Annotated in this window: 15 protein-coding genes; 9 read left to right on the top strand and 6 right to left on the bottom strand. The window is 65.7% G+C overall.

Features of this window, described 5'->3' with window-relative positions; translation table 11 throughout:
- Window positions 1-6: 6 nt before the first annotated feature.
- Window positions 7-3,336 carry a DEAD/DEAH box helicase family protein gene (locus THITH_RS10680; protein ID WP_232222193.1) on the top strand — a complete coding sequence of 1,110 codons (3,330 nt, stop codon included), beginning with the start codon at window positions 7-9 and terminating at the stop codon, window positions 3,334-3,336.
- A 32-nt stretch (window positions 3,337-3,368) separates the two neighbouring features.
- Here the strand turns inward: THITH_RS10680 and THITH_RS10675 are convergent, their stop codons facing one another.
- A complete protein-coding gene (locus THITH_RS10675; RefSeq protein WP_006748107.1) occupies window positions 3,369-3,614 on the bottom strand; it encodes a LapA family protein in 246 nt (81 codons plus the stop codon).
- Between the two features lie 183 nt (window positions 3,615-3,797).
- Here THITH_RS10675 and THITH_RS10670 point away from each other — a divergent pair, with 183 nt between their 5' ends.
- Entirely contained in the window at window positions 3,798-5,336 is a 1,539-nt protein-coding gene (locus THITH_RS10670) for a UPF0149 family protein (RefSeq protein WP_006748108.1), read from the top strand.
- A gap of 86 nt (window positions 5,337-5,422) precedes the next feature.
- Here THITH_RS10670 and THITH_RS10665 read toward each other — a convergent pair whose 3' ends face one another.
- Window positions 5,423-7,240 carry an SLC13 family permease gene (locus tag THITH_RS10665; protein ID WP_006748109.1) on the bottom strand — a complete coding sequence of 606 codons (1,818 nt, stop codon included), beginning with the start codon at window positions 7,238-7,240 and terminating at the stop codon, window positions 5,423-5,425.
- Between the two features lie 356 nt (window positions 7,241-7,596).
- Between THITH_RS10665 and THITH_RS10660 the strand changes: the two genes are divergently transcribed.
- Window positions 7,597-8,583: a DMT family transporter gene (locus THITH_RS10660; protein WP_025367485.1), complete on the top strand. Its 987-nt coding sequence runs from the start codon at window positions 7,597-7,599 to the stop codon at window positions 8,581-8,583.
- 268 nt (window positions 8,584-8,851) lie between these two features.
- Here THITH_RS10660 and THITH_RS10655 read toward each other — a convergent pair whose 3' ends face one another.
- Window positions 8,852-9,685: a RibD family protein gene (locus THITH_RS10655; protein ID WP_006748111.1), complete on the bottom strand. Its 834-nt coding sequence runs from the start codon at window positions 9,683-9,685 to the stop codon at window positions 8,852-8,854.
- 475 nt (window positions 9,686-10,160) lie between these two features.
- On the opposite strand from THITH_RS10655, the gene THITH_RS10650 reads away from it, so the two are divergent.
- From THITH_RS10650 to THITH_RS10640, 3 genes are all read left to right on the top strand, one after another.
- Window positions 10,161-10,958 carry a transglutaminase domain-containing protein gene (locus tag THITH_RS10650; RefSeq protein WP_006748112.1) on the top strand — a complete coding sequence of 266 codons (798 nt, stop codon included), beginning with the start codon at window positions 10,161-10,163 and terminating at the stop codon, window positions 10,956-10,958.
- Between the two features lie 111 nt (window positions 10,959-11,069).
- Window positions 11,070-11,684, top strand: coding sequence for a hypothetical protein (locus THITH_RS10645; RefSeq protein ID WP_006748113.1), 615 nt, complete (start codon window positions 11,070-11,072; stop codon window positions 11,682-11,684).
- A gap of 51 nt (window positions 11,685-11,735) precedes the next feature.
- Window positions 11,736-12,791 (top strand): DUF21 domain-containing protein, encoded by a 1,056-nt coding sequence (locus THITH_RS10640; protein WP_006748114.1) that lies wholly within the window; start codon window positions 11,736-11,738, stop codon window positions 12,789-12,791.
- 45 nt (window positions 12,792-12,836) lie between these two features.
- Here THITH_RS10640 and THITH_RS10635 read toward each other — a convergent pair whose 3' ends face one another.
- The gene (locus tag THITH_RS10635) at window positions 12,837-13,514 is read right to left on the bottom strand and encodes a TVP38/TMEM64 family protein (RefSeq protein WP_006748115.1); all 678 of its coding nucleotides are present in this window, start codon (window positions 13,512-13,514) and stop codon (window positions 12,837-12,839) included.
- A 380-nt stretch (window positions 13,515-13,894) separates the two neighbouring features.
- Between THITH_RS10635 and THITH_RS10630 the strand changes: the two genes are divergently transcribed.
- A complete protein-coding gene (locus THITH_RS10630; RefSeq protein WP_006748116.1) occupies window positions 13,895-14,182 on the top strand; it encodes a sll1863 family stress response protein in 288 nt (95 codons plus the stop codon).
- Window positions 14,183-14,395: 213 nt separating this feature from the next.
- Here THITH_RS10630 and THITH_RS19275 read toward each other — a convergent pair whose 3' ends face one another.
- Both THITH_RS19275 and pyrC read right to left on the bottom strand, forming a co-directional pair.
- Window positions 14,396-15,112, bottom strand: a complete 717-nt coding sequence (locus THITH_RS19275) for a UPF0149 family protein (protein ID WP_006748117.1) — start codon at window positions 15,110-15,112, stop codon at window positions 14,396-14,398.
- Window positions 15,113-15,164: 52 nt separating this feature from the next.
- Window positions 15,165-16,202, bottom strand: a complete 1,038-nt coding sequence (gene pyrC, locus THITH_RS10620; RefSeq protein WP_006748118.1) for a dihydroorotase — start codon at window positions 16,200-16,202, stop codon at window positions 15,165-15,167.
- Between the two features lie 315 nt (window positions 16,203-16,517).
- Between pyrC and THITH_RS10615 the strand changes: the two genes are divergently transcribed.
- Together THITH_RS10615 and THITH_RS10610 are read left to right on the top strand one after the other, a co-directional pair.
- Entirely contained in the window at window positions 16,518-17,831 is a 1,314-nt protein-coding gene (locus tag THITH_RS10615) for an OmpP1/FadL family transporter (RefSeq protein ID WP_006748119.1), read from the top strand.
- A 29-nt stretch (window positions 17,832-17,860) separates the two neighbouring features.
- The gene (locus tag THITH_RS10610; protein WP_006748120.1) at window positions 17,861-18,802 is read left to right on the top strand and encodes a sulfur oxygenase reductase family protein; all 942 of its coding nucleotides are present in this window, start codon (window positions 17,861-17,863) and stop codon (window positions 18,800-18,802) included.
- The last annotated feature ends 49 nt before the right edge of the window (window positions 18,803-18,851 follow it).

The following is an 18,851-nucleotide window of genomic DNA, read 5'->3' as shown; positions in this document are numbered from 1 at the left end:
CACATCATGGGCGACCCGCGTGCCGCCTGTTTCCACGCCCGTTTCACGCTGGAGGCCATCGTCCACTGGCTGTACCGCCACGACGCGGGTCTGCGGATGCCCTACGACCGGAGCCTGGGCGCGCTGCTGCACGAGCCCAGCTTCCAGCATCTGCTGCCCGAGGCGGTGTTCCAGAAGGCCCGGGTGATTCAGAAGGTCGGCAACCAGGCGGTGCACAGTTCGCGGCCGATCCGACAGTACGACGCGCTGCAGGTGGTCCGGGAGCTGCACCACCTGTGCTACTGGCTGGTGCGCACCTACGCGCCGGAGGCCTCGCGCGCGGGTGCGGCCTGGAACGATGCGCGCGTGCCGCCGGCTCCGGCGGCTGGCGAGGTGGTGCCGCGCAGGGAGCTGGAGACGCTCGAACGGAAACTGACCGAACACAACGAAGCGGCGCTGAAACAGCAGCAGGAGCGGGACGCGCTCGACGCCGAACTGCAGGCGCTGCGCGAGCAGTTGGCGGAGATCCGCGCCGCGGCCCAGCAGCAGCCCGACCCGCACGACTACTCCGAGGCCGAGACCCGCCACTACCTGATCGACGTGGAACTGCGCCGCGCCGGCTGGCCGCTGGACCAGGCGCGCGACCGGGAATACGAAGTGCTCGGGATCCCCAACGCGAAGGGCATCGGCTACGCCGACTATGTGCTGTGGGGCGACGACGGCAAGCCGCTGGGCGTGGTCGAGGCGAAGAAGACCACTGCGGACCCGGAGATGGGCCGGCAGCAGGCCAGGCTCTACGCCGACGGCCTCGAGCGGATGCACGGCCAGCGGCCGATTCTCTTCTACACCAACGGCTACACGACGTGGATCTGGGACGACACCGCGTACCCGCCGCGGCGGGTGGCCGGGTTCTACAAGAAGGACGAGCTGGCCCGCCTGATCCTGCGTCGGACGCAGCGCCACGCGCTCGACGTGGCGCAGGTGAAGGACGCGATCGCGGGGCGGCATTACCAGAAGCGGGCCATCGGCAGCATCTTCCGGCAATTCACCGATGCCCGCCGCAAGGCCTTGCTGGTAATGGCCACCGGCACCGGGAAGACGCGCGTGGCGATTGCGCTGGTGGACGCGTTGCAGCGCGCCGGCTGGGTGAAAAGGGTGCTGTTCCTGGCCGACCGGGTGTCGCTGGTGAATCAGGCCTGCAACGCCTTCAAGGCGCACCTGCCCGAATCGAGCCCGGTGAACCTGGTCACCGAGAAGGACACCGAGGGGCGCGTGTACGTCTGCACCTATCCGACGATGATGGGGATGATCGACGAGACCCGTTCAGATAGCGGGGGCGGGCAGGCGCGCTTTGGCGTCGGGCACTTCGACCTGGTGATCATCGACGAGGCGCACCGCTCGGTGTACCAGAAATACGGCGCGATCTTCCGCTACTTCGATGCGCTGCGGGCCGGGTTGACCGCCACGCCGCGCGACGAGGTGGACAAGAACACCTACGACCTGTTCGACCTGGAGCCAGGCGTGCCGACCGACGCCTACGAGCTGGAACAGGCGGTGGCCGATGGCTTCCTGGTGCCGCCGCGCGTGCAGCAGGTGGACCTGAAGTTTCCGCGCGAGGGCATCGACTACGAGCAGCTCAGCGACGAAGAAAAGGCGCAGTGGGAGAGCCTCGACTGGGGCGACGACGTGGAACCCGGAACGCTGCCCGACCGGGTGAACGCCGCCGCGATCAATAGCTGGCTGTTCAACCGGGACACCGTCGACAAGGTGCTGCAGCACCTGATGGAGCACGGGCACAAGGTGGAGGGCGGCGACCGGCTGGCCAAGACGATCATCTTCGCGCGCAACCACGAGCACGCGAAGTTCATCGAGGAGCGCTTCAACCACCACTATCCGCACCACGCCGGGCAGTTCGCGCGGATCATCGACAACTACGCGAAGTATCCGCAGAGCCTGATCGACGATTTCTCGCAGAAGGACAAGGCGCCGCACATCGCGATCTCGGTGGATATGCTCGATACCGGCATCGACGTGCCGGAGGTCGCGAACCTGGTGTTCTTCAAGCCGGTGTACTCGAAGATCAAGTTCTGGCAGATGATCGGGCGCGGCACGCGGCTGTGCCCCGGTCTGTTCGGGCCGGAGGACGACAAGCCGGATTTCCGGGTGTTCGACTTCTGCTTCAACTTCGACTTCTTCCGCGAGAACCCCGAGGGCATCAACGCCGGCGACAGCGCGCCGCTGGGCACCCGGCTGTTCCGCGCCCGCGTGCAACTGCTCGGCCATGTGCAGACGTACCCCGAACTCGACCCGGACGCGGCGCTGCGGGGCTCGCTCGCCGATGGCCTGCACGGCGAAGTCGCCGCGATGAACCGGGAGAACTTCATCGTGCGGATGCACCTGGAGGCGGTCGAGCGGTTTCAGGAACGGGGTGTTTGGGAGCGGCTCAGCGAAGGCGATCGCGAGACGCTGCAGCGGGAGGTGGCGGGCCTGCCGTCGGAGATTGCGACCGACGACATCGAGTCGCGGTTGTTCGATCTGACCGCGCTGCGAATGCAACTGGCGCTGGTCGAGGCGGACGAGAACGCGTTCGAGCAGCACCGCAAGCGGGTGGTCGAGATCGCGAGCCTGCTGGAGGAGAAGGCGACGATTCCGGTGGTCGCGGCCCAGCTCGAATACCTCGCTGCCATACAGGAGAGCGCGTTCTGGGAGGGCATCTCGCTTGCGGGGTTGGAGGAGCTGCGCCTGCGGCTGCGCGGGCTGGTGGGCTTTCTCGACAAGAAGAAACGCACCATCGTCTACACCGACTTCAAGGACGAGGTGCTGGGCGTGCGGGAAGGGGAGGCGGTCTACATCCCGAAGATGACCGGCGCGCAGTACGAGAAGAAGGTCAACGACTACCTGCGCCAGCATCTGGACCACCTGGTGGTCCGTCGCCTGCGGAGCAATCAGCCGCTGACCGAAACCGACCTGAAGGGGCTCGAAACGACGCTGGTCGAGATTGGCGAAGAAGACGGGGAGACGCTGCTCTCGGCTCTGCTGGCCCGCAGCGAGGCGCCCTCGCTCGCCCACTTCGTGCGCAGCCTGGTCGGCCTGGATCGGACGGCCGCCCAGGCGGCGTTCTCCCGGTTCCTGAACGACCGCAGCCTTGCGCCGCAGCAGATCCGCTTCGTCGAGATGGTGATCGACCAGCTCACCGCGCGCGGCGTGATGGACGCGTCCGCGCTCTACGAGCCGCCGTTCAGCAGCCTGCACGCGGGCGGCCCGGACGAACTGTTCGCGGGCAGGGAGAACGTGATCAACGCCGTGTTTCAGGCCCTGGCATCGCTGGAACCCCGGGTTCGGGCCGCCGCAGGCTGAGCGGCATTCGCGGAGGCGCCGCGGCGGTCGCGCTATTGGGATTTGCTGGCCTGGTCGGATGCCTTTCCGGACGAACCGCGCACCCAGGACCGCACCAGGGACACGACCGCACCACCCGTGAGCAAGCCCAGAAAATAGACCAGGATGATCAGGGCAGAGAGGGGCAGCGTGAGGCGCAGAGTCAGAAACTGGACGGTCACGGCGCCCAGGTTCTGGAAGGTGAATACCAGCACCACGACCGTGAGAAGGATGATGAGGGCGATGTAGACGTAGCGCATGATGTTCCTCCACCTGTCTATTGTTTAGACCCGTGTGATTGTGCGTTCAACCCGACAGCGCGGAGGGGTTATTCGGGTGTACTGTCCGCGGAAATCCAAGACGCCGACACGCAGCTTGCCCGGCATGATCTGGTGTGGTTATTTGGGTGTACTGTCCGCGGAAATCCAAGACGGGAGATGACGGTGCCTTCACTCGTATCCCACCTACGAACACTCGCCGCCCACGCGGTCGAGCCGCTGCAGACCGAGACTGCGATGCACGGGTTTCTCACTGCCTGCGCGCTGACGCCGGAGGAGGAGGTGCCGCTGGCGGACTGCGTGGAGGCGGGTTTCGATATCCCCAGTCCGGAGAAACTCCCCGAGGACGCCCGGCAGGCGCTGGAGGGGGCGCTGGATGAGATCCGGGCGACGCTGCACGCGGGAAATTTCCGGTTCGATCCGCCGCTGCCGGTACCCGAGGGCGAGCGCTGGTGCCAGGGCTACGTGGCAGGGATCCGCGCTCATGAAGACGCCTGGTCGGATTGGCACGAAGAAAACTTCGATGCGGCCAAGGCAGCGCTGGTGATCCAGGCACTCGCGATTCCCGATTTACGTGAGTTTTTCATCCCGCCGGAAGGCGTTTCCGAGGATCCCCTCACCCTGGAAGGCATGGTTGCACTGGTCCCGAGCGCCGTGCGCAAGATCGCGATCTTTCGATTTTCGACCCCCGAGATTTGGGATTATCTGGTCGACGAGGACGCGTTCCACGAACTCTGGTCCGACGCCGACCTCGCCGGGATGAGTGACGACGAACTGATCGCCAAGCTCACCGAGCTGGAAGACCGGGTGCCACGGATCCTGATCGACGAGTGCATCCGCAGGGCCGACACCCTTTTGCCGCGCCTGCATGCGCTGCTGGCCGACGACACGATGTGGCGTCCCCAGCCTGACGAGAGCCCCGCCCCCTGGTGGGCGCTGCTTCATGCACTGTTCATCCTCGGCGCGATCCGTGGCGAGGCGGCGGGCCGCGCGTTTGCCGCGGCACTCGAGCGCTTGCGCACGCACCCCGAAGATTCCCTCTGGGAGTGGATCAGTACCGAGTTTCCACAGCTCTGCGCGGGCAAGGAAGACTTCATCCGACCGGTGCTCCTCGACATCGCCCGTGATCGCGCGCTGGAGCCGTTGAGCCGCGTCCTTGCCATGGAGTGGCTGGCAGATTCGTATGTCGATGATGCCGGCGAAGGCCTGGACGAGTTGCTGGATTGGGTGGCCTCGCTGACGACCGATGCATCGGAGGACCGGATGGTCGCCGAGATCGCCGGGATGGTGCTGGTGGACCATCCGCGGGAGCGCTTCCAGGCGTTGCTGATGAGCCTCGCCACATCCTTTGAGGCCGAAGATCCCAGTTTCGGCGCTCCCTATAGCGTTGCCGATGTGGAGCAAGCGTTCAGCGACTCGCCTCAGCGCCCGTTTCAGCCTCCCCATTTCCTGTCCTTCTACAACCCCATCGAGATCCGCGAGCGCCAGTTGCGCTGGCAAGGGGAGCGGGGCGGCTTCGGGGACGACGATTTCGGCGACGACGTTCTGGGGATCGGGCAGGACGCCCTTGGCTGGGAGAATGAGACGTTGCCGCTCCCCTTCGATACGCCTTATGTCCGCGAACACCCCAAGGTGGGTCGGAACGATCCCTGCCCCTGCGGTAGTGGCCGGAAATACAAGAAGTGCTGCATGGGGAAAACCTGACCTGGGGCTCCTCGTCATTCGGTTTTTCCGCGGCTCACGCTGCGGGCAGCGTTCGGCGGTTCCGAGCGAGGCGTCCGGCCGGTGCGTCAGACCAGCCACAGCCACCAGATGCCGATGCTGGTGACCACCATGAGCAAGAGGTTCAGTGGCGCACCGACCTTCGCGAAGTCGGTGAAGCGGTACAGGCCGGTGCCGTAGATCATCGTGTTGGTCTGGTAGCCGATCGGCGACAGGAAGCTGGTCGACGCGGCGAACATCACGGCCAGCACCAGCGCGAAGAAGTCGATCTGCAGGATATGCCCCAGCGAGACCGCGACGGGCACGAGAATCACCACCGAGGCATTGTTGCTGACCAGTTCGGTGAGCAGCGTGGTCAGCAGGTACAGCGCCATCAGCACGAGAATCGGGTGCCAGTCGCCCGCGTGTGTCGCCAGCAGCCCGGCGAGCAGGTCGGCGGCGCCCGACTTGGTCATCGCGATGCCCAATGGAATCACCCCCGCGAGCAGGAAGATCACCGGCCACGAAACCCCGGTGTACATGTCCTGCTTGTCGACGCAGCCGGTCGCGACCATTGCCACCACGCCCAGCAGCGCCGTGACCACGATCGGAAGCGGTGTCAGCGCCGCGCCGAGCACCACGGCGGCCATCACACCGCCGGCGATCCACATGCGCCGGCGGTCGAATTCATCCTGGCTTTCCTCCAGGATCATCAGGTCGTCCGCATCTCGGAGGCGAGTCAGCGCGGTGCGCGAGATTTCCAGCAGGGCAACCCCGCCCGCTTCCAGCGGCTCATCGGCAATGCGGCGTTCTTCCAGGGCATCCTTTTCCAGGCCGATCAGCCGCGCCTGATACCGGTCCCAGAACTTCGCGGCACGGACTTCCCGGCCCTCGAACTGCCGGGCATCGCGGAGCAATACGCGCACCAGCTTGCCGTCGCCGCGCACGGGGCTGGACTCGCCGGAGACCGAGAGAACCCGTACGTTGCCGGACTTGATCAGGTCCATTACCTGCCGCAACTCGGCATGGACCTGGATGATGTCGTCCGGTCGAATCCGGATGTGTTCGGCGCGCTTGATGTGGGCGGCGTCGCCGCGGACGAGCTTCAGCACTTCGACCGATGCCTTGACCGCGAATGAGTACTCTTCCAGGGTTTGGTCCACCAGCGGGCTGTCGGCCGGGACGCCCAGTTCGATCACGAAGCGGTTCTCGTCATCGCTGAGCCTGACCAGGTCCTTTTTCGGCATCAGCCAGCGGCCAATGGTCACGAAGTAGATCAGGCCCACACCGAGCACGATCAGGCCCAGGTGGGTGAACTCGAACATGCCGATCTGGCGGCCAAAGTCCTCGTGGTCCGCGAGGATCGCCGAGGCCAGAATGTTCGTCGACGTGCCGATCAGCGTCAGTGTGCCCCCGAGCATGCCGAAGAAGCTGACCGGCATCAGCAGTCGCGAGGCCCGCAGCTTCAGCCGCCGCGCCATGTCGAGAATCAGCGGAATGGCGACTGCGACCGCCGCGGTGTTGTTGATGAATCCGGAGATCAGGCCCACCAGCGCCGCGATGATCAGGATCATGCGCAGTTCGGACCTTCCCACCATCGGAAACAGGCGCTGGCCCAGCACGTGCACCAGCCCGGAGCGCTGGATGCCAGCCGACAGAATGAACATCGCCAGCACCGTGACGGTAGCGGTGCTCGACAGGCCGGAGAGGCCCTCGCTGACCGTCGGGAATGCTGCCTGGAGGTCCACGCCCCGTTCCAGCAGCCACTGGGAATGAAACAGCTGCGGGATGGCGATCAGCGTGACCATGATCAGGATCGCGGTGATGTCCAGCGGCAGTTTCTCGCTGGCGAACAGGTACAGCGCCGCGGCGATGAGGGTGAACACCAGCGCGATTTCGACGGTCACCTGATTTCTCCATGCAGTGGCTGAAAGGATGCTGGTCTCGGGTTGGGGTGCGTGCACGGGGGGTCCATCGCGGCGGGCCGTCCGATGCGTCGATAGTGTCGCCTAAAGGCAGCCCGGCCAGAAGTGGCGTTGACGCCCTGTGTGGCCCCAGCCCATCGTTGATCTCGAACCCACCGATCCGTGATACCGTCTCGGTCTTCCCGGGTGTTACGGATCCTGCGCAGGCGAGGGCGCCGCTCGAACCAGGGCGTGCTCAACGCACGGAGCCGCGCGTCTCGCATGCAGAGTATGCCGGTCTGCGGGGTTGTCGCGATCATCGGGGCGGGACCGTCTCTGGCAAGGTGGGGGGATGCTGAATGGCATGGGGCTCGGCGGCCCGGACAGGGTCGCTTTCGTTCGAAAAAACAGCGGGCCTCAGTGCCATGTTCGTCGCTCTTGCGGCGTTTTCCTGGGGGCTGTCCGGTGGGATCGGCGGCATCCTGATGGGCCAGGGCTGGGACCCGGTCGTGGTGTCGTTCTACCGAGGCGCGATCGGGCTGCTGTTCGTTCTTGCGTGGCTCGCGGTGCGTCCGCAGGGCAGCGGGCTGGCCAGCGGCCGGCTATGGTTTTGGTCCGCAGTCGCCGGTGTGGGCGTAGCGGGCAATTTCTCCTTCTATTTCCTGAGTATCGCGGAGGGCAGCGTCGCGGTCGCGGCGACCTTGATGTACTGCGCGCCGGTGTTCGTGTATCTCGTGTCCTTTGCGCTCAGGCTGGAAACACCCACCGCATTCAAATGGGCCGCGATCGCGATCGTGATGCTGGGGATCGTTCTGCTGACCGGCATTTACGATCTCGGAGCCGGTGATGTCACGTTGATCGCCGCGGGTGCCGGTCTTCTTTCCGGGCTGTCCTATGCGGTATTCATTTTCGGCTTCAAGTTTGCGGCGCCGCACGGCAGCCCGCAGGCGATTCTGGTCATCGCGTTCGCGGTTCTCATCCTCATCCTTTTCGGGCTGGGCGATGTCGAGCAGATGGTGGCCGTGCTCGATACGGCGAGTTGGCCACTGTTCGTGGTCCTGGGGGTGCTGGGCGCAGGATTGTCCTTCATCTTCTATATCGTGGGGCTCAAGCACACGGCTCCGGCCGTCGCGTCGATCGTGGCGATGGTCGAGCCGGTGACCGCCTCGCTCTTCGGCGTCGTGTTTCTGAGCGAAAGCCTGGGTGCGCTGCAGGTGCTGGGCATGGCGCTGATCTTGTTTACAGTCACGGCATTGAGTATCCGTGCGAGTTCGCAAAGGAATGTGGTTCAGCCTGTACCACCTGTTGACCAGGAGAAGACCCCGAACCCCATCGACAGGCGATGAAGCCTTCCGGACACGTGGCGACGCTCGCGGACCGCGATGGCGCCCCCCGCAAGCGTGTACTGAGGTACGGCTGGCGTGAAAGAACCCGCGGCGCGCGTCCGGGGTGACCTGTAGGGCGGAAAAGCGCAGCGTCATCCGCCGTACGGCGTTCGCAGTGCCCAGGCGCCCGCGGCAATCCGGGCGCCAGCTGGCGGATGACGGCCTTCGGCCTCTGCCGCCCTACGCCTATGCCTCTTTCATCATCGGGGGTGGCCGCTGGCCATGACAGTTAGCGGATGTCGTACGCAGCGAAGATTTGGCTGGCGCCGTCGCTGCTTTCGGGGTCGTAGTACAGCGCGTGGGGAACGAGCGTGGCCGGTGGGTCCAGCGGCTCGCCCTCAAGCAGGGTGTCGAAGGATTGCCCGCCGAGCAGGCGATGGAAGTGGGTCAGGTAGATTCGGTGGAGGACGCGGTCCTTCACCAGCATGTGCAGCACCCGCGGTCCGGCCATCGAGTAGATGCGCCGGAATCCTTCGCGCCCAAGCGCGTCGATCAGCGGTTTGCCCTCGACGCGGTCGCTGGCGCCGGCCACCACGATTTGCGCCCCGGTGGCCTCGACCGCGTCGCGATGGGTCGGGTCCGCCTGGCGGCCGAGCGCGAAATAGACTGGGCGATCAAGGTGCCGGCAGCGTTCGGCAAGGGTCACGTCGGGGCTGCGGCTGAGGATCACGATCGCCGGCTGTGGCGGCAGGCCCTGGGCGCGGCGCCAGTCGTGAAGATCCTGGAACCGGGGACGGCTTTCCACCGGGAGCTTGTCCTGCAACTGGTCCTCGGGAATCTGGCGCAGGAACGCGGCGCTGACGATCAGCGCGTCGGCGCGGGCGGCGAGCTCCTGAAACAGGCGCCAGTCGCGGGGGTTGGTGATCGCGGGCGGTGCAGTGCGCCGGCCCTTGCGCGGGTTGGCCACCGCGATGCGGCCGTCGATGCTGGAAACGAAGTTGGTGTAGACGAATGGGGCGCCGGAACGGGAGGGCGGTGCAAGGTCGTCTGCCAGGTACAGGCCTTCCAGCCCGCGCTCCTGGTGCGGAGCGGGAAAAAGCCGTAGCACGTTGCGTTCGGTCATCTGGACTCCGCTGCAATGCCGCATCGCCTTGCGCAACGCGGCAGGTGGTGCCTGCTGAACCCGCGGCATCGGGTTGGTGCCGGCCCGATGCCGGGACTGGACGCATCAGCGGGAAGTCTATCGCTGTGCGGGCGTATTCGGAATGGCTGCCACGGACAGCGCGGCTGGATCGGTGTTCACGGGGTGCGTCAGCGCGTCATCGACCGGCATGCGCCGTTCCGGCTGGACTGCCGTTTCGGGTAGGCTGCCAGGGAGAGTCCACGGATCCGGCTGGGAAGCCTTGCCTGCTGCGCGGCAAGGACCGCAGTGCGGGGCGCCCGCGGCAGGCGAGGGACGCCCGCGAAGCAGGGTCGGGCGCTGCACGGGACTCGTGGTGCCAATGGGTTTCAGCAGGTGGGCATTCTGGCCGGTAGCGTCAGGCGCAGCGGAACGGCGGCATTGTCCCCGGCCTGCGGTGCGACAAAGGAGGCGAGAGATGTGGTTACGCGTGAGTTGCCAGCTGGAGATGGAGTTTGCCGTTGCGAGCCCGATGGTTCTGTTGCTACGGCCCCGCAGCGACGCCCGGCAGTGGGTCGCCCGGGACCATTATGCGGTCTGGCCGGGCCTCCCGATTGCGGAATACGTCGACATGTACGGCAACCGTTGCCAGCGCCTGCTGGCACCAGCCGGAACGTTCCACCTGGAGGCCTGCTCGGATGTTCAGGTGCCCAGTGGCGTGGAACAGGGACCCGGGGCACCGTTTGTGGAGGTACAGGATCTTCCGGCCGAGACATTGATGTACCTCGCGCCAAGCCGCTACTGCGAGTCCGACCGGCTGGGCGGACTCGCCGGCGAGATCACCGGTGATCGCCTGCCCGGATACGACCAGGCGGAGGCGATCTCGGCCTGGATCCACCGCACGCTGGTCTACCGCGCCGAGTCGGATCCGGCCCCGGTGTCCGCGGTTGAAGCGCTGAATCGGGGTGACGGCGTCTGCCGCGACTTTGCGCACCTGGGGGTCGCACTTTGCAGGAGTCTGAGCATCCCGGCCCGGATGATCGTCGGTTATCTCCATGGGCTCGAGCCCATGGATCTGCATGCCTGGTTCGAGGCCTTCGTCGGTGGCAAGTGGTATGTGTTCGATCCGACCCGTGCGACGCTGGGGGGCGCACGGGTGTGCCTCGGCTACGGCCGCGATGCGGCCGATGTGCCGGTATTCACGCAGTTCGGTCCGCCCGTGATCCCGTCCCGCATGGAGGTCTCGGTCGAGGAGATCTCCGGCCCGCAGCACTGACCCGGATGTGCCGGGGAGATGCTACGCTTCCTGCCTTGGCGTTCGCATGGCGTTGCGTCCAGCGCGCTGGGGACACGTAGCGCCCTGAGGTACCGCGCCGAGGAGCATGCGATGATCCCACTCTGGTTCAAGTCTGCCTATCTCGCTTTTGTCGCGGTGCTCGTTCCCGCGTACACCGTGGAACATGGGCTGGTGAACTTTCTGTGGCTCTCGAACGTGGCGTTGCTCGGCGGTCTGCTCGCTGCATGGTTCGAAAGCCCGCGTCTTGCGAGCATGTTGCTGGTGGCGGTGCTGCTGCCCGAACTGGCCTGGATCCTCGATTTCCTGGCCAGCCTGGTGCTGCTGGGACGTTCGCTGTTCGGTGTCGTCGAGTACATGTACAACCCTGAGATCGCGCTGTTCGTGCGCCTGCTCTCGCTGTACCACCTGTTGCTGCCGTTCGTGCTGCTGTGGCTGGTGTGGAGGCTGGGATACGACCGTGGGGCGTGGAAGCTCTGGATTCCGATCGGGTTGTCGATTCTGCTGCTGAGTTTTCTTCTTTCCAGCCCCGAGCGGAACGTGAATTGGGTGTGGGGACCGGGAGGCGAACCGCAGGAGTGGATGTCGCCCCAAGCCTGGCTGATCGCGGTGATGCTGTTCTGTTCGGCCCTGTGGTGGGTCACCCAAATGCTGCTCGGGCATGTGCTGCGGCGGGTGGCAGGCCCGGTGCCGCCACGGATGCGCTGATGGCGCCGTGTCCCGTCCCGTCTCGGACAAGGGGCAAGCCCCGGTGAAGCGATGACTCTGCTGACCTGGGTCGGGATCCTGGCGTGCCTGTCGCAATCGGCGATGCTTTCCGGCCTCAACCTGGGGCTGTTTTCGCTGAGCAAGCTGGAGCTCGAGGTCGCGGCGCGCAAGGGCGATCCCCGCGCCCGGCGGGTGTTGCACCTGCGCGAGGATTCCAACTTCGCACTGGTCACGATCCTCTGGGGAAACGTCGGCGTGAACGTGTTGCTGGCGCTGCTCTCGGGGTCGGTGCTGAGCGGCGTGGTCGCCTTCCTGTTCTCGACCGTGGTGATCACGATCTTCGCGGAGATCATCCCGCAGTCCTATTTCACCCGCAACGCGCTGCGCATGGCGGCGCTGTTGGCCCCGGTGCTGCGCGGGTACCAGGTGCTGCTGTACCCGGTGGCCCGGCCGACGGCCTGGGTGCTGGATGCCTGGCTGGGTGGCGAGAACGTGCGCTATTACCCGGAACGGGATTTGCGCCGCGTGATCCAGTTGCACATGGAGGCGACCGAGTCGGAGATTGCGCGGGTGGAGGGCCAGGGCGCGCTGAACTTTCTCGAACTCGACGATGTTCCGCTGGACGCGGAAGGGGAACCCGTCGATCCGGCGAGCGTGCTTCAACTCGAGTTCGACGGTCCGTATCCGGTGTTTCCGCCGATCTCGCCGCGGGCGGACGATCCCTTCCTGCAACGGGTGAATCGTTCCGGCAAGAGCTGGGCCGTGATCGTCGATGCCCGGAACGAGCCGAGGCTGGTGTTGAGCAGCAACGACTTCATCCGCGAAGCCATGTTCGATCCGGAGCGGTTCAACCCATTGCGGCATTGCCATCGCCCGATTCTGGCGCGCAGCGGCGACAGCCGGCTCGGCGATCTGATTGCGCGGTTTCGGCTGCATTCCGGCGCGGAGGGCGATGACATCGTGATGGACGACGTGGTGCTGCTGTGGGGCCCGCAGCCCCGGGTGATGACCGGCACGGACATCCTCGGGCGCCTGCTGCGGGGGATCGCCGCCAGCGATCGGAACGACACGCCGGCGCCCGGTGAACCGGCCCGCCGGTTGTCCTGATCGGCGGCAGTGGGCGCGAGCGTCCGCAGCGGATCGGCTCAGGCCTCAGGCGCCGTACAGCCAGTTCCACGCCCGTCGCGTCAACACCCACAGGGCCATCGCGGTCAGGAACACGGCCAGAAACAGTACCAGCGCCTCGCCGGCGGTCGGCATGCGCCCCACCTGAAGCAGGAGGTGCGTGGCCACCGTGACCACCGCCGTGGGTGGCAGGATCCCGATCACGCTGCCGATCAGGAAATCGCGGAAGCGGATGTGGGTGGTGCCTGCCAGCAGGTTGATCAGCGTCTGCGAAACGATCGGAAGCATGTTGATGACCACCATGCTTTGGATTCCCCGCTGCGCCAGCGAGCGGCTCAGGCGTTTCATGCTGGGCCCGGAGAGGCGTCGCACCGGGCGGCGTCCCAGGTAGCGCCCTGCAAGATAGCCGACGATCGCGGCGACGATCGTGCCCAGGTAGGCGGCTGCGAATCCGGACCAGGGGCCGAGCACGATCACCGCCACCGGCACCAACAGCACTTGCGGAATCGCGATCTGCAGGCCGATCACGACGCCTGCAAACACGGCCCACGGTAGCCAGGGCTGGCCTTCGAATCGTTCGGCGAGCGCCCGTATCTGGGCGGGCCCCCAGTCCTCCTCCTGTAACGTGATTCCCCAATACAGCGCCATCAAGACCAGGGCAGCGAGGACGCCGAGGAACAGCAGAAGCCGGAAACGGGGGCTCATGGCGCGCCGAACCGGTACGGGCCGTCGCGTCTGCACCGGCAGTCGGTTGTGGTGCCGGGCTGGCAGGCAAGCCGGGTTCTCATCGCGGCTCCATTCGACATTCGTGGGGCATTTCCCGTGATGGTCTGCGTGGGGTGCACTATGCTTCTTGCATCCATCGGTACGAAGCATAGTGCACCGGGGGGGCAGTGGCTCCAGCGTCTGGATGCCTCTGGGATCGGCGGCCGGGGTGTCGTCGGCCAACGATCGTGGCGCCACCGCGCGGCCGAAGGATGAACCGCTGGCACGTGGCGTGATGATCGGTTCCCGTAGCGTCGGCAGCGGATGTCGGTCGCGCCAGGCGCGATTTTCACGTTCAGGATCCCATGGGAGAAATGCAAATGAGTGATCGCGACGCCTATCTCGACAAGCTCAAGGCCAGCATCGACGAATGGAATGCCGAACTTGCCAAATTCGAGGCCAGGGCCCGGGAAGCCGAGGCCGACATGAGGCTGAAATACGACGCGCAGCTCAAGGAAATGCGCGAGCAGCGCGATGCAATGGAGGAACGGCTGCGCGAGATGCAGCGTGCGGGCGAGGATTCCTGGAGGCGGATGCGCGACGGCATGGATGCCGCATGGGACGACATGGCCCGGGCCTTCCGGGAGGCCGCCGACCGCTTTCGGTAAAGAAGCCAGGTTCCGCCGGGGACAACGGGAGCCAATCGGCGAACACTGCCATCATCCGTGCCCGCCCGTGATTCGGCGCGGGTCGGAAAGCGAATCGGCCGCGCCCGGTGCGAAGCCGCGCCGATGCCGAGGGCTTCGCGTGCGACCCAAGCCACGCGCGTCGACCGGGGGCTGGCGCATTGGCGCGGAGCTGGCCGCCTGGCGGGCTGGCTCCTAGGCCGAAGCCGGCGCGGCCCCGCAGCATTTCTTGAATTTCTTGCCCGAACCGCAGGGGCAGGGGTCGTTGCGGCCGACTTTCGGGACTGCGCGCCGAACGGATTGCGTGCGCTGTACGGCGCGTTGCTGCTGCAACGGTGCGAAGTAGTCCTGCAGATGTTGCAGGCTCTCGACGATCTGATCCGGGGCGTCGCGGAGCGCGACGTCCATCTCCTCGGGGGCCTCATCCAGTATGTCGAGGCCCTCGTCGGTGCCGTGCAGCAGGATCGGTGCCAGCAGTTCGGGTGCCTGTTCCTGCAGTTGTGTCCACCAGGGGTCCGCGAAGGTCGTGATTCCGAACACGAAGCCTCCCGCCCATTCCTCGACGATGGTGAAGGGTTCGCCCTGTGTCGCGATGGGCTGGCCAAATATCGGTTCCGGGGATCCGCGGCCGACCAGCGTCAGCACGTGATTGTAGTGGCGCATGATCAGGCCGAGGATGTGTTCGGCCTCCGCCGTGTCGTGGAATTCCGGGTTGTCCTGTCCCGCATCCGTGTCCCAGACCCACGGCAGCCAAACGCTGGGCGGGATCAGTTCCGGGTTCAGCGCAATCGTGGTCAGGTAGCCATCCAGCATGGCCAGATCCATCGCCGCTTCGGGCACGGCCTCGGACATGAAGAACGCGTCGAGTTCGTCGAGTTCGCCGTCGGAGAGACTGGCGGTCGGGTTCGTCATTGCAGCTCCAGGAACGCGTGGGAAAGCAGCAGGTGGGTACCGGCGTCCAGTGTCATCCGTCGACCAGCCGCCAGGCAACGGTTTCTCCGGCGCGCAGCGGAACCCCGGGACGGTCCCCGAATGCGACCTCGTCCGGGACCGTCCAGGCCTGCCGCTCCAGGGTCACGGTTTCCCGGTTCCGGGGCAGGCGATAGAAATCGGCACCGTGGAAACTGGCGAACGCCTCGAGGCGCTCCAGCGCGCCGACCGCATCGAATACCTCGGCGTAGAGCTCGATCGCCGCGTGCGCGGTGTAGATGCCGGCGCAGCCGCAGCCGGATTCCTTGGCGTGCCTGGGGTGCGGCGCACTGTCGGTGCCCAGGAAGAACTTGGGGTTGCCCCCGGTGGCGGCCGCTATCAACGCCTGGCGGTGCGTCTCGCGCTTCAGCAGGGGCAGGCAGTAATGGTGCGGGCGCATCCCGCCCTGGAACATCGCGTTGCGGTTCAGCAGCAGGTGATGTGCGGTGATGGTGGCGCCGATCCAGGCCGGCGCCGCGCCGACGAACTCCACTGCGGTGCGGGTGGTGATGTGCTCGAGCACGATCCGCAATTCGGGAAAGTCCCGTATCAGGGGTTCCAGCGTACGCTCGATGAAGACCGCCTCGCGGTCGAACACGTCGACCGACGGATCGATCGACTCGCCATGCACCAGCAGCGGCAGTCCGTGGCGCTGCATGGCCTCGAACACCGGGTAGCAGCGCCGCGGGTCGGCGACCCCGCTGGCGGCATTCGTCGTCGCGCCCGCCGGGTAGTATTTCACCCCGTACACGATCCCGCTGGCCTGCGCGCGCGCGATTTCGTCCACCGGGGTGGCCTCGGTCAGGTACAGCGTCATCAGGGGTTCGAACGCGCGACCTTCCGGCAGCACGGAAAGAATGCGCTCGCGATACGCCCGGGCCTGCTCGGTGTCGACCACCGGCGGTTTCAGATTGGGCATTACGATGGCGCGGGCAAAGCGCCGCGCACTGTCGGGCAACACGGTGCGCAGCACGTCGCCGTCGCGCAGATGGAGGTGCCAGTCGTCGGGGCGGGTGAGGGTCAAGCGATTCATGCGATTCCCGTCGGTTGTGAAAGGCGGTCGGGCGGCGCTCGATCGGGATACTGCGCACCCATCTTAACCGGGGTTGCACGCGATTCGGCTGGTGCCGACGACAGGGTCCGGAAAAACTGTCGCCCGGACAATGCGCTAGCGCATACCCGCCCCAGATGCATATTGACATACCGGCCTGCGAACGGGTAACCATGTCCGCTCTTGCGAAGCTGCCGTCCTTCGCCCGCAGGGGGGCACGGTAGCGGCGTAGCCCGCCGGCGCTGACCGTGGCCGGTTCACAACCAAAGAAGCATGGATACGAAGGAGGAAGGTCTGGTGGCAAGTTCCATTCGAAGGACCGCATTGGGTCTCGCGCTGGCGGGGCTGGGGCTCGGGGGCGTGGTAGCTGTTCCGCAAACGGCCGAGGCCACGTTCGGGTATTACGGCTACGGTTACGGAACCCAGAGCAAGGGTATGGGGGGCGCCGGGACAGCGCTGGCCCAGGATCCGCTCGCGGGAATGACCAATCCCGCCACCCTCGTCCATCTCGGGGACGTCTGGGCGGTGGGGGCCACGCTTTTCAATCCCAACCGGAGTTACACCGCCGACGACAACTTCGAGTCGCCGCCGTTTGCCTTTATTACCCCCGGCCGAATCAAGAGCGGAACGGATTGGTTCCTGATTCCCAACTTCGCCCGCAACTGGATGCTCGATGAGAACAGCTCCCTGACGCTGTCGCTGGCCGGGAACGGTGGGATGAACACCGACTACAGCACCGCAGTGTTCGAGAACTTTTCGCCACCCGACGCGCCGGAGCAGTTTCAGGCGACTTCTCCCACCGGGATCGACCTGGTGCAGCTGGCGATCGGCGTCAGTTATTCGCGTCGCCTGAACGAGCATCACAGCTTTGGCATCACGCCGATCCTGGCCGTCCAGGGCTTCAAGGCTACCGGCCTCGAGCCGTTCCGGCCGGTATCGATCCATCCGGACCACGTGACCAACAACGGCCGCGACTATTCCTACGGTGCGGGTATCCGGATCGGCTGGCTGGGGCAGATCACCGACGAGCTGAGTTTGGGGGCGTCGTACCAGAGCAAGCTCAAGATGAGCCGCTTTGACAAGTATCGCGGGCTGTTTGCAGAGGAAGGCAGGTTCGACATCGCCGGCACCTGGAACGTCGGACTCGCCTACAAGGTCACGCCGGACGTCACGGTTGCCTTCGATGTGCAGCGCTACCTCTATTCCGATATCAAGTCGATCAGCAACCCCAACGACCTGCCGATCGCACCGGGCGCACTGGGCGGCAGCGATGGCGTCGGTTTCGGTTGGAAGGACATCACCGCCTACAAGCTGGGTGGCCAGTGGCGGGTCAACCCGGACCTGACCCTGCGTGCCGGCATGGCCTACGGCGATCAGCCGGTTCCGAGCACCCAGGCGCTGTTCAACATCCTCGCCCCGGGTGTGACCCGCCGGCATTACACACTGGGCTTGAGCTACCGGATCGACAACCGCAGCGAGATCACCGGCGCGTTCATGCATGCGCCCAGGGAGCGGGTCAGCGGCACCAATCCGAACACCGGTCCCCAGACGGGTTTCATCCAGATGGACCAGAACGAGTTCGAACTCACCTTCACCCGCTATCTGCACTGAGCTCGGTGGCGGCCGGCACGAGGGGAACAATGAACACCGATATCAAGGCACTGTTCGACGCCGAGCCCGATTCTCCGCTGTACGTGGCGATCAACCGCGTGCTGGTGGAGAACAACCCCAACCTGATGCGGATGATGCGCCAGGCCAGTTCCGAAATGTGTCTGGCCACCGCGCTGACCCCCGGCTTTCGGGGATTCGACCTGATGCGCCAGACCGGGAGCTGCCCGATGGGCATGCGCTGGGGTGCCAGTACCGACATGGCGCAGGAGCTCTCGCATATCTGGATCGACCAGTTCACCTACTGGGACAGCCTGGAGGCGCACGAGGAGTTCCACGAAACCTTCGAGGATGTGGTGGTCACTGCCTGCGACAAATGCGGCAACGTGCTGCTGGACGGTCCCGAAGAACCGGTCTATCGCATCGTGAAAAGCCAGCTGCCCAGGCTGGTGTCGATGAACCAGTTCGAGCAGGCGCGGGCGGAGGGCCGCGACATCGGGCAGCTCGCGGTGGACTCGGGTCAAACCGTCACCGTGCTCGCAACGCACATCGTTCGGCCGGGCAGGGAAGGCGAGTTCGAGGAGGGCGAGATCCGGACACTGGATCTGCTGCGCCAGAGCAACGGCATGATCGGCTACCAGATCCTGAAGCGGGTGGGCATCTCGACCCTGGGTTCGGGGCATGCGACCGTGGAGTCGATCATGGAACGCATGAAAGGCACGCCGGGCGCCAAGCTTGAGCGCACCGCCGAGGTCTGGGAGGGCTACACGATTCCGGCCGAATACGTGGTGATGGTCGAATGGGAAAGCCTGCACGCGGCCCAGCGCGGCATGCCGCACGTGAACGTGAAGCCCGACATCCTGTTCGTCCATGGACCGAAGGTTTTCAATAACTGCGTGCGCATGCCCACCGTACGCATGGCGGTTTCCATGTTTGCCGAACAGACGTACCGGGAAGTGTTGCAACAGGCGTGAAGCGCCAGCAATGCCCGTCCCCCACGTGGGGGACGGGAGCAGCATGCGG

Origin of the sequence: Thioalkalivibrio paradoxus ARh 1 (assembly GCF_000227685.2) — a bacterium.
Lineage (GTDB): Bacteria > Pseudomonadota > Gammaproteobacteria > Ectothiorhodospirales > Ectothiorhodospiraceae > Thioalkalivibrio > Thioalkalivibrio paradoxus.
Note: the sequence above shows the minus strand (reverse complement) of the source record. Positions and strands in the feature narration are given on the sequence as shown.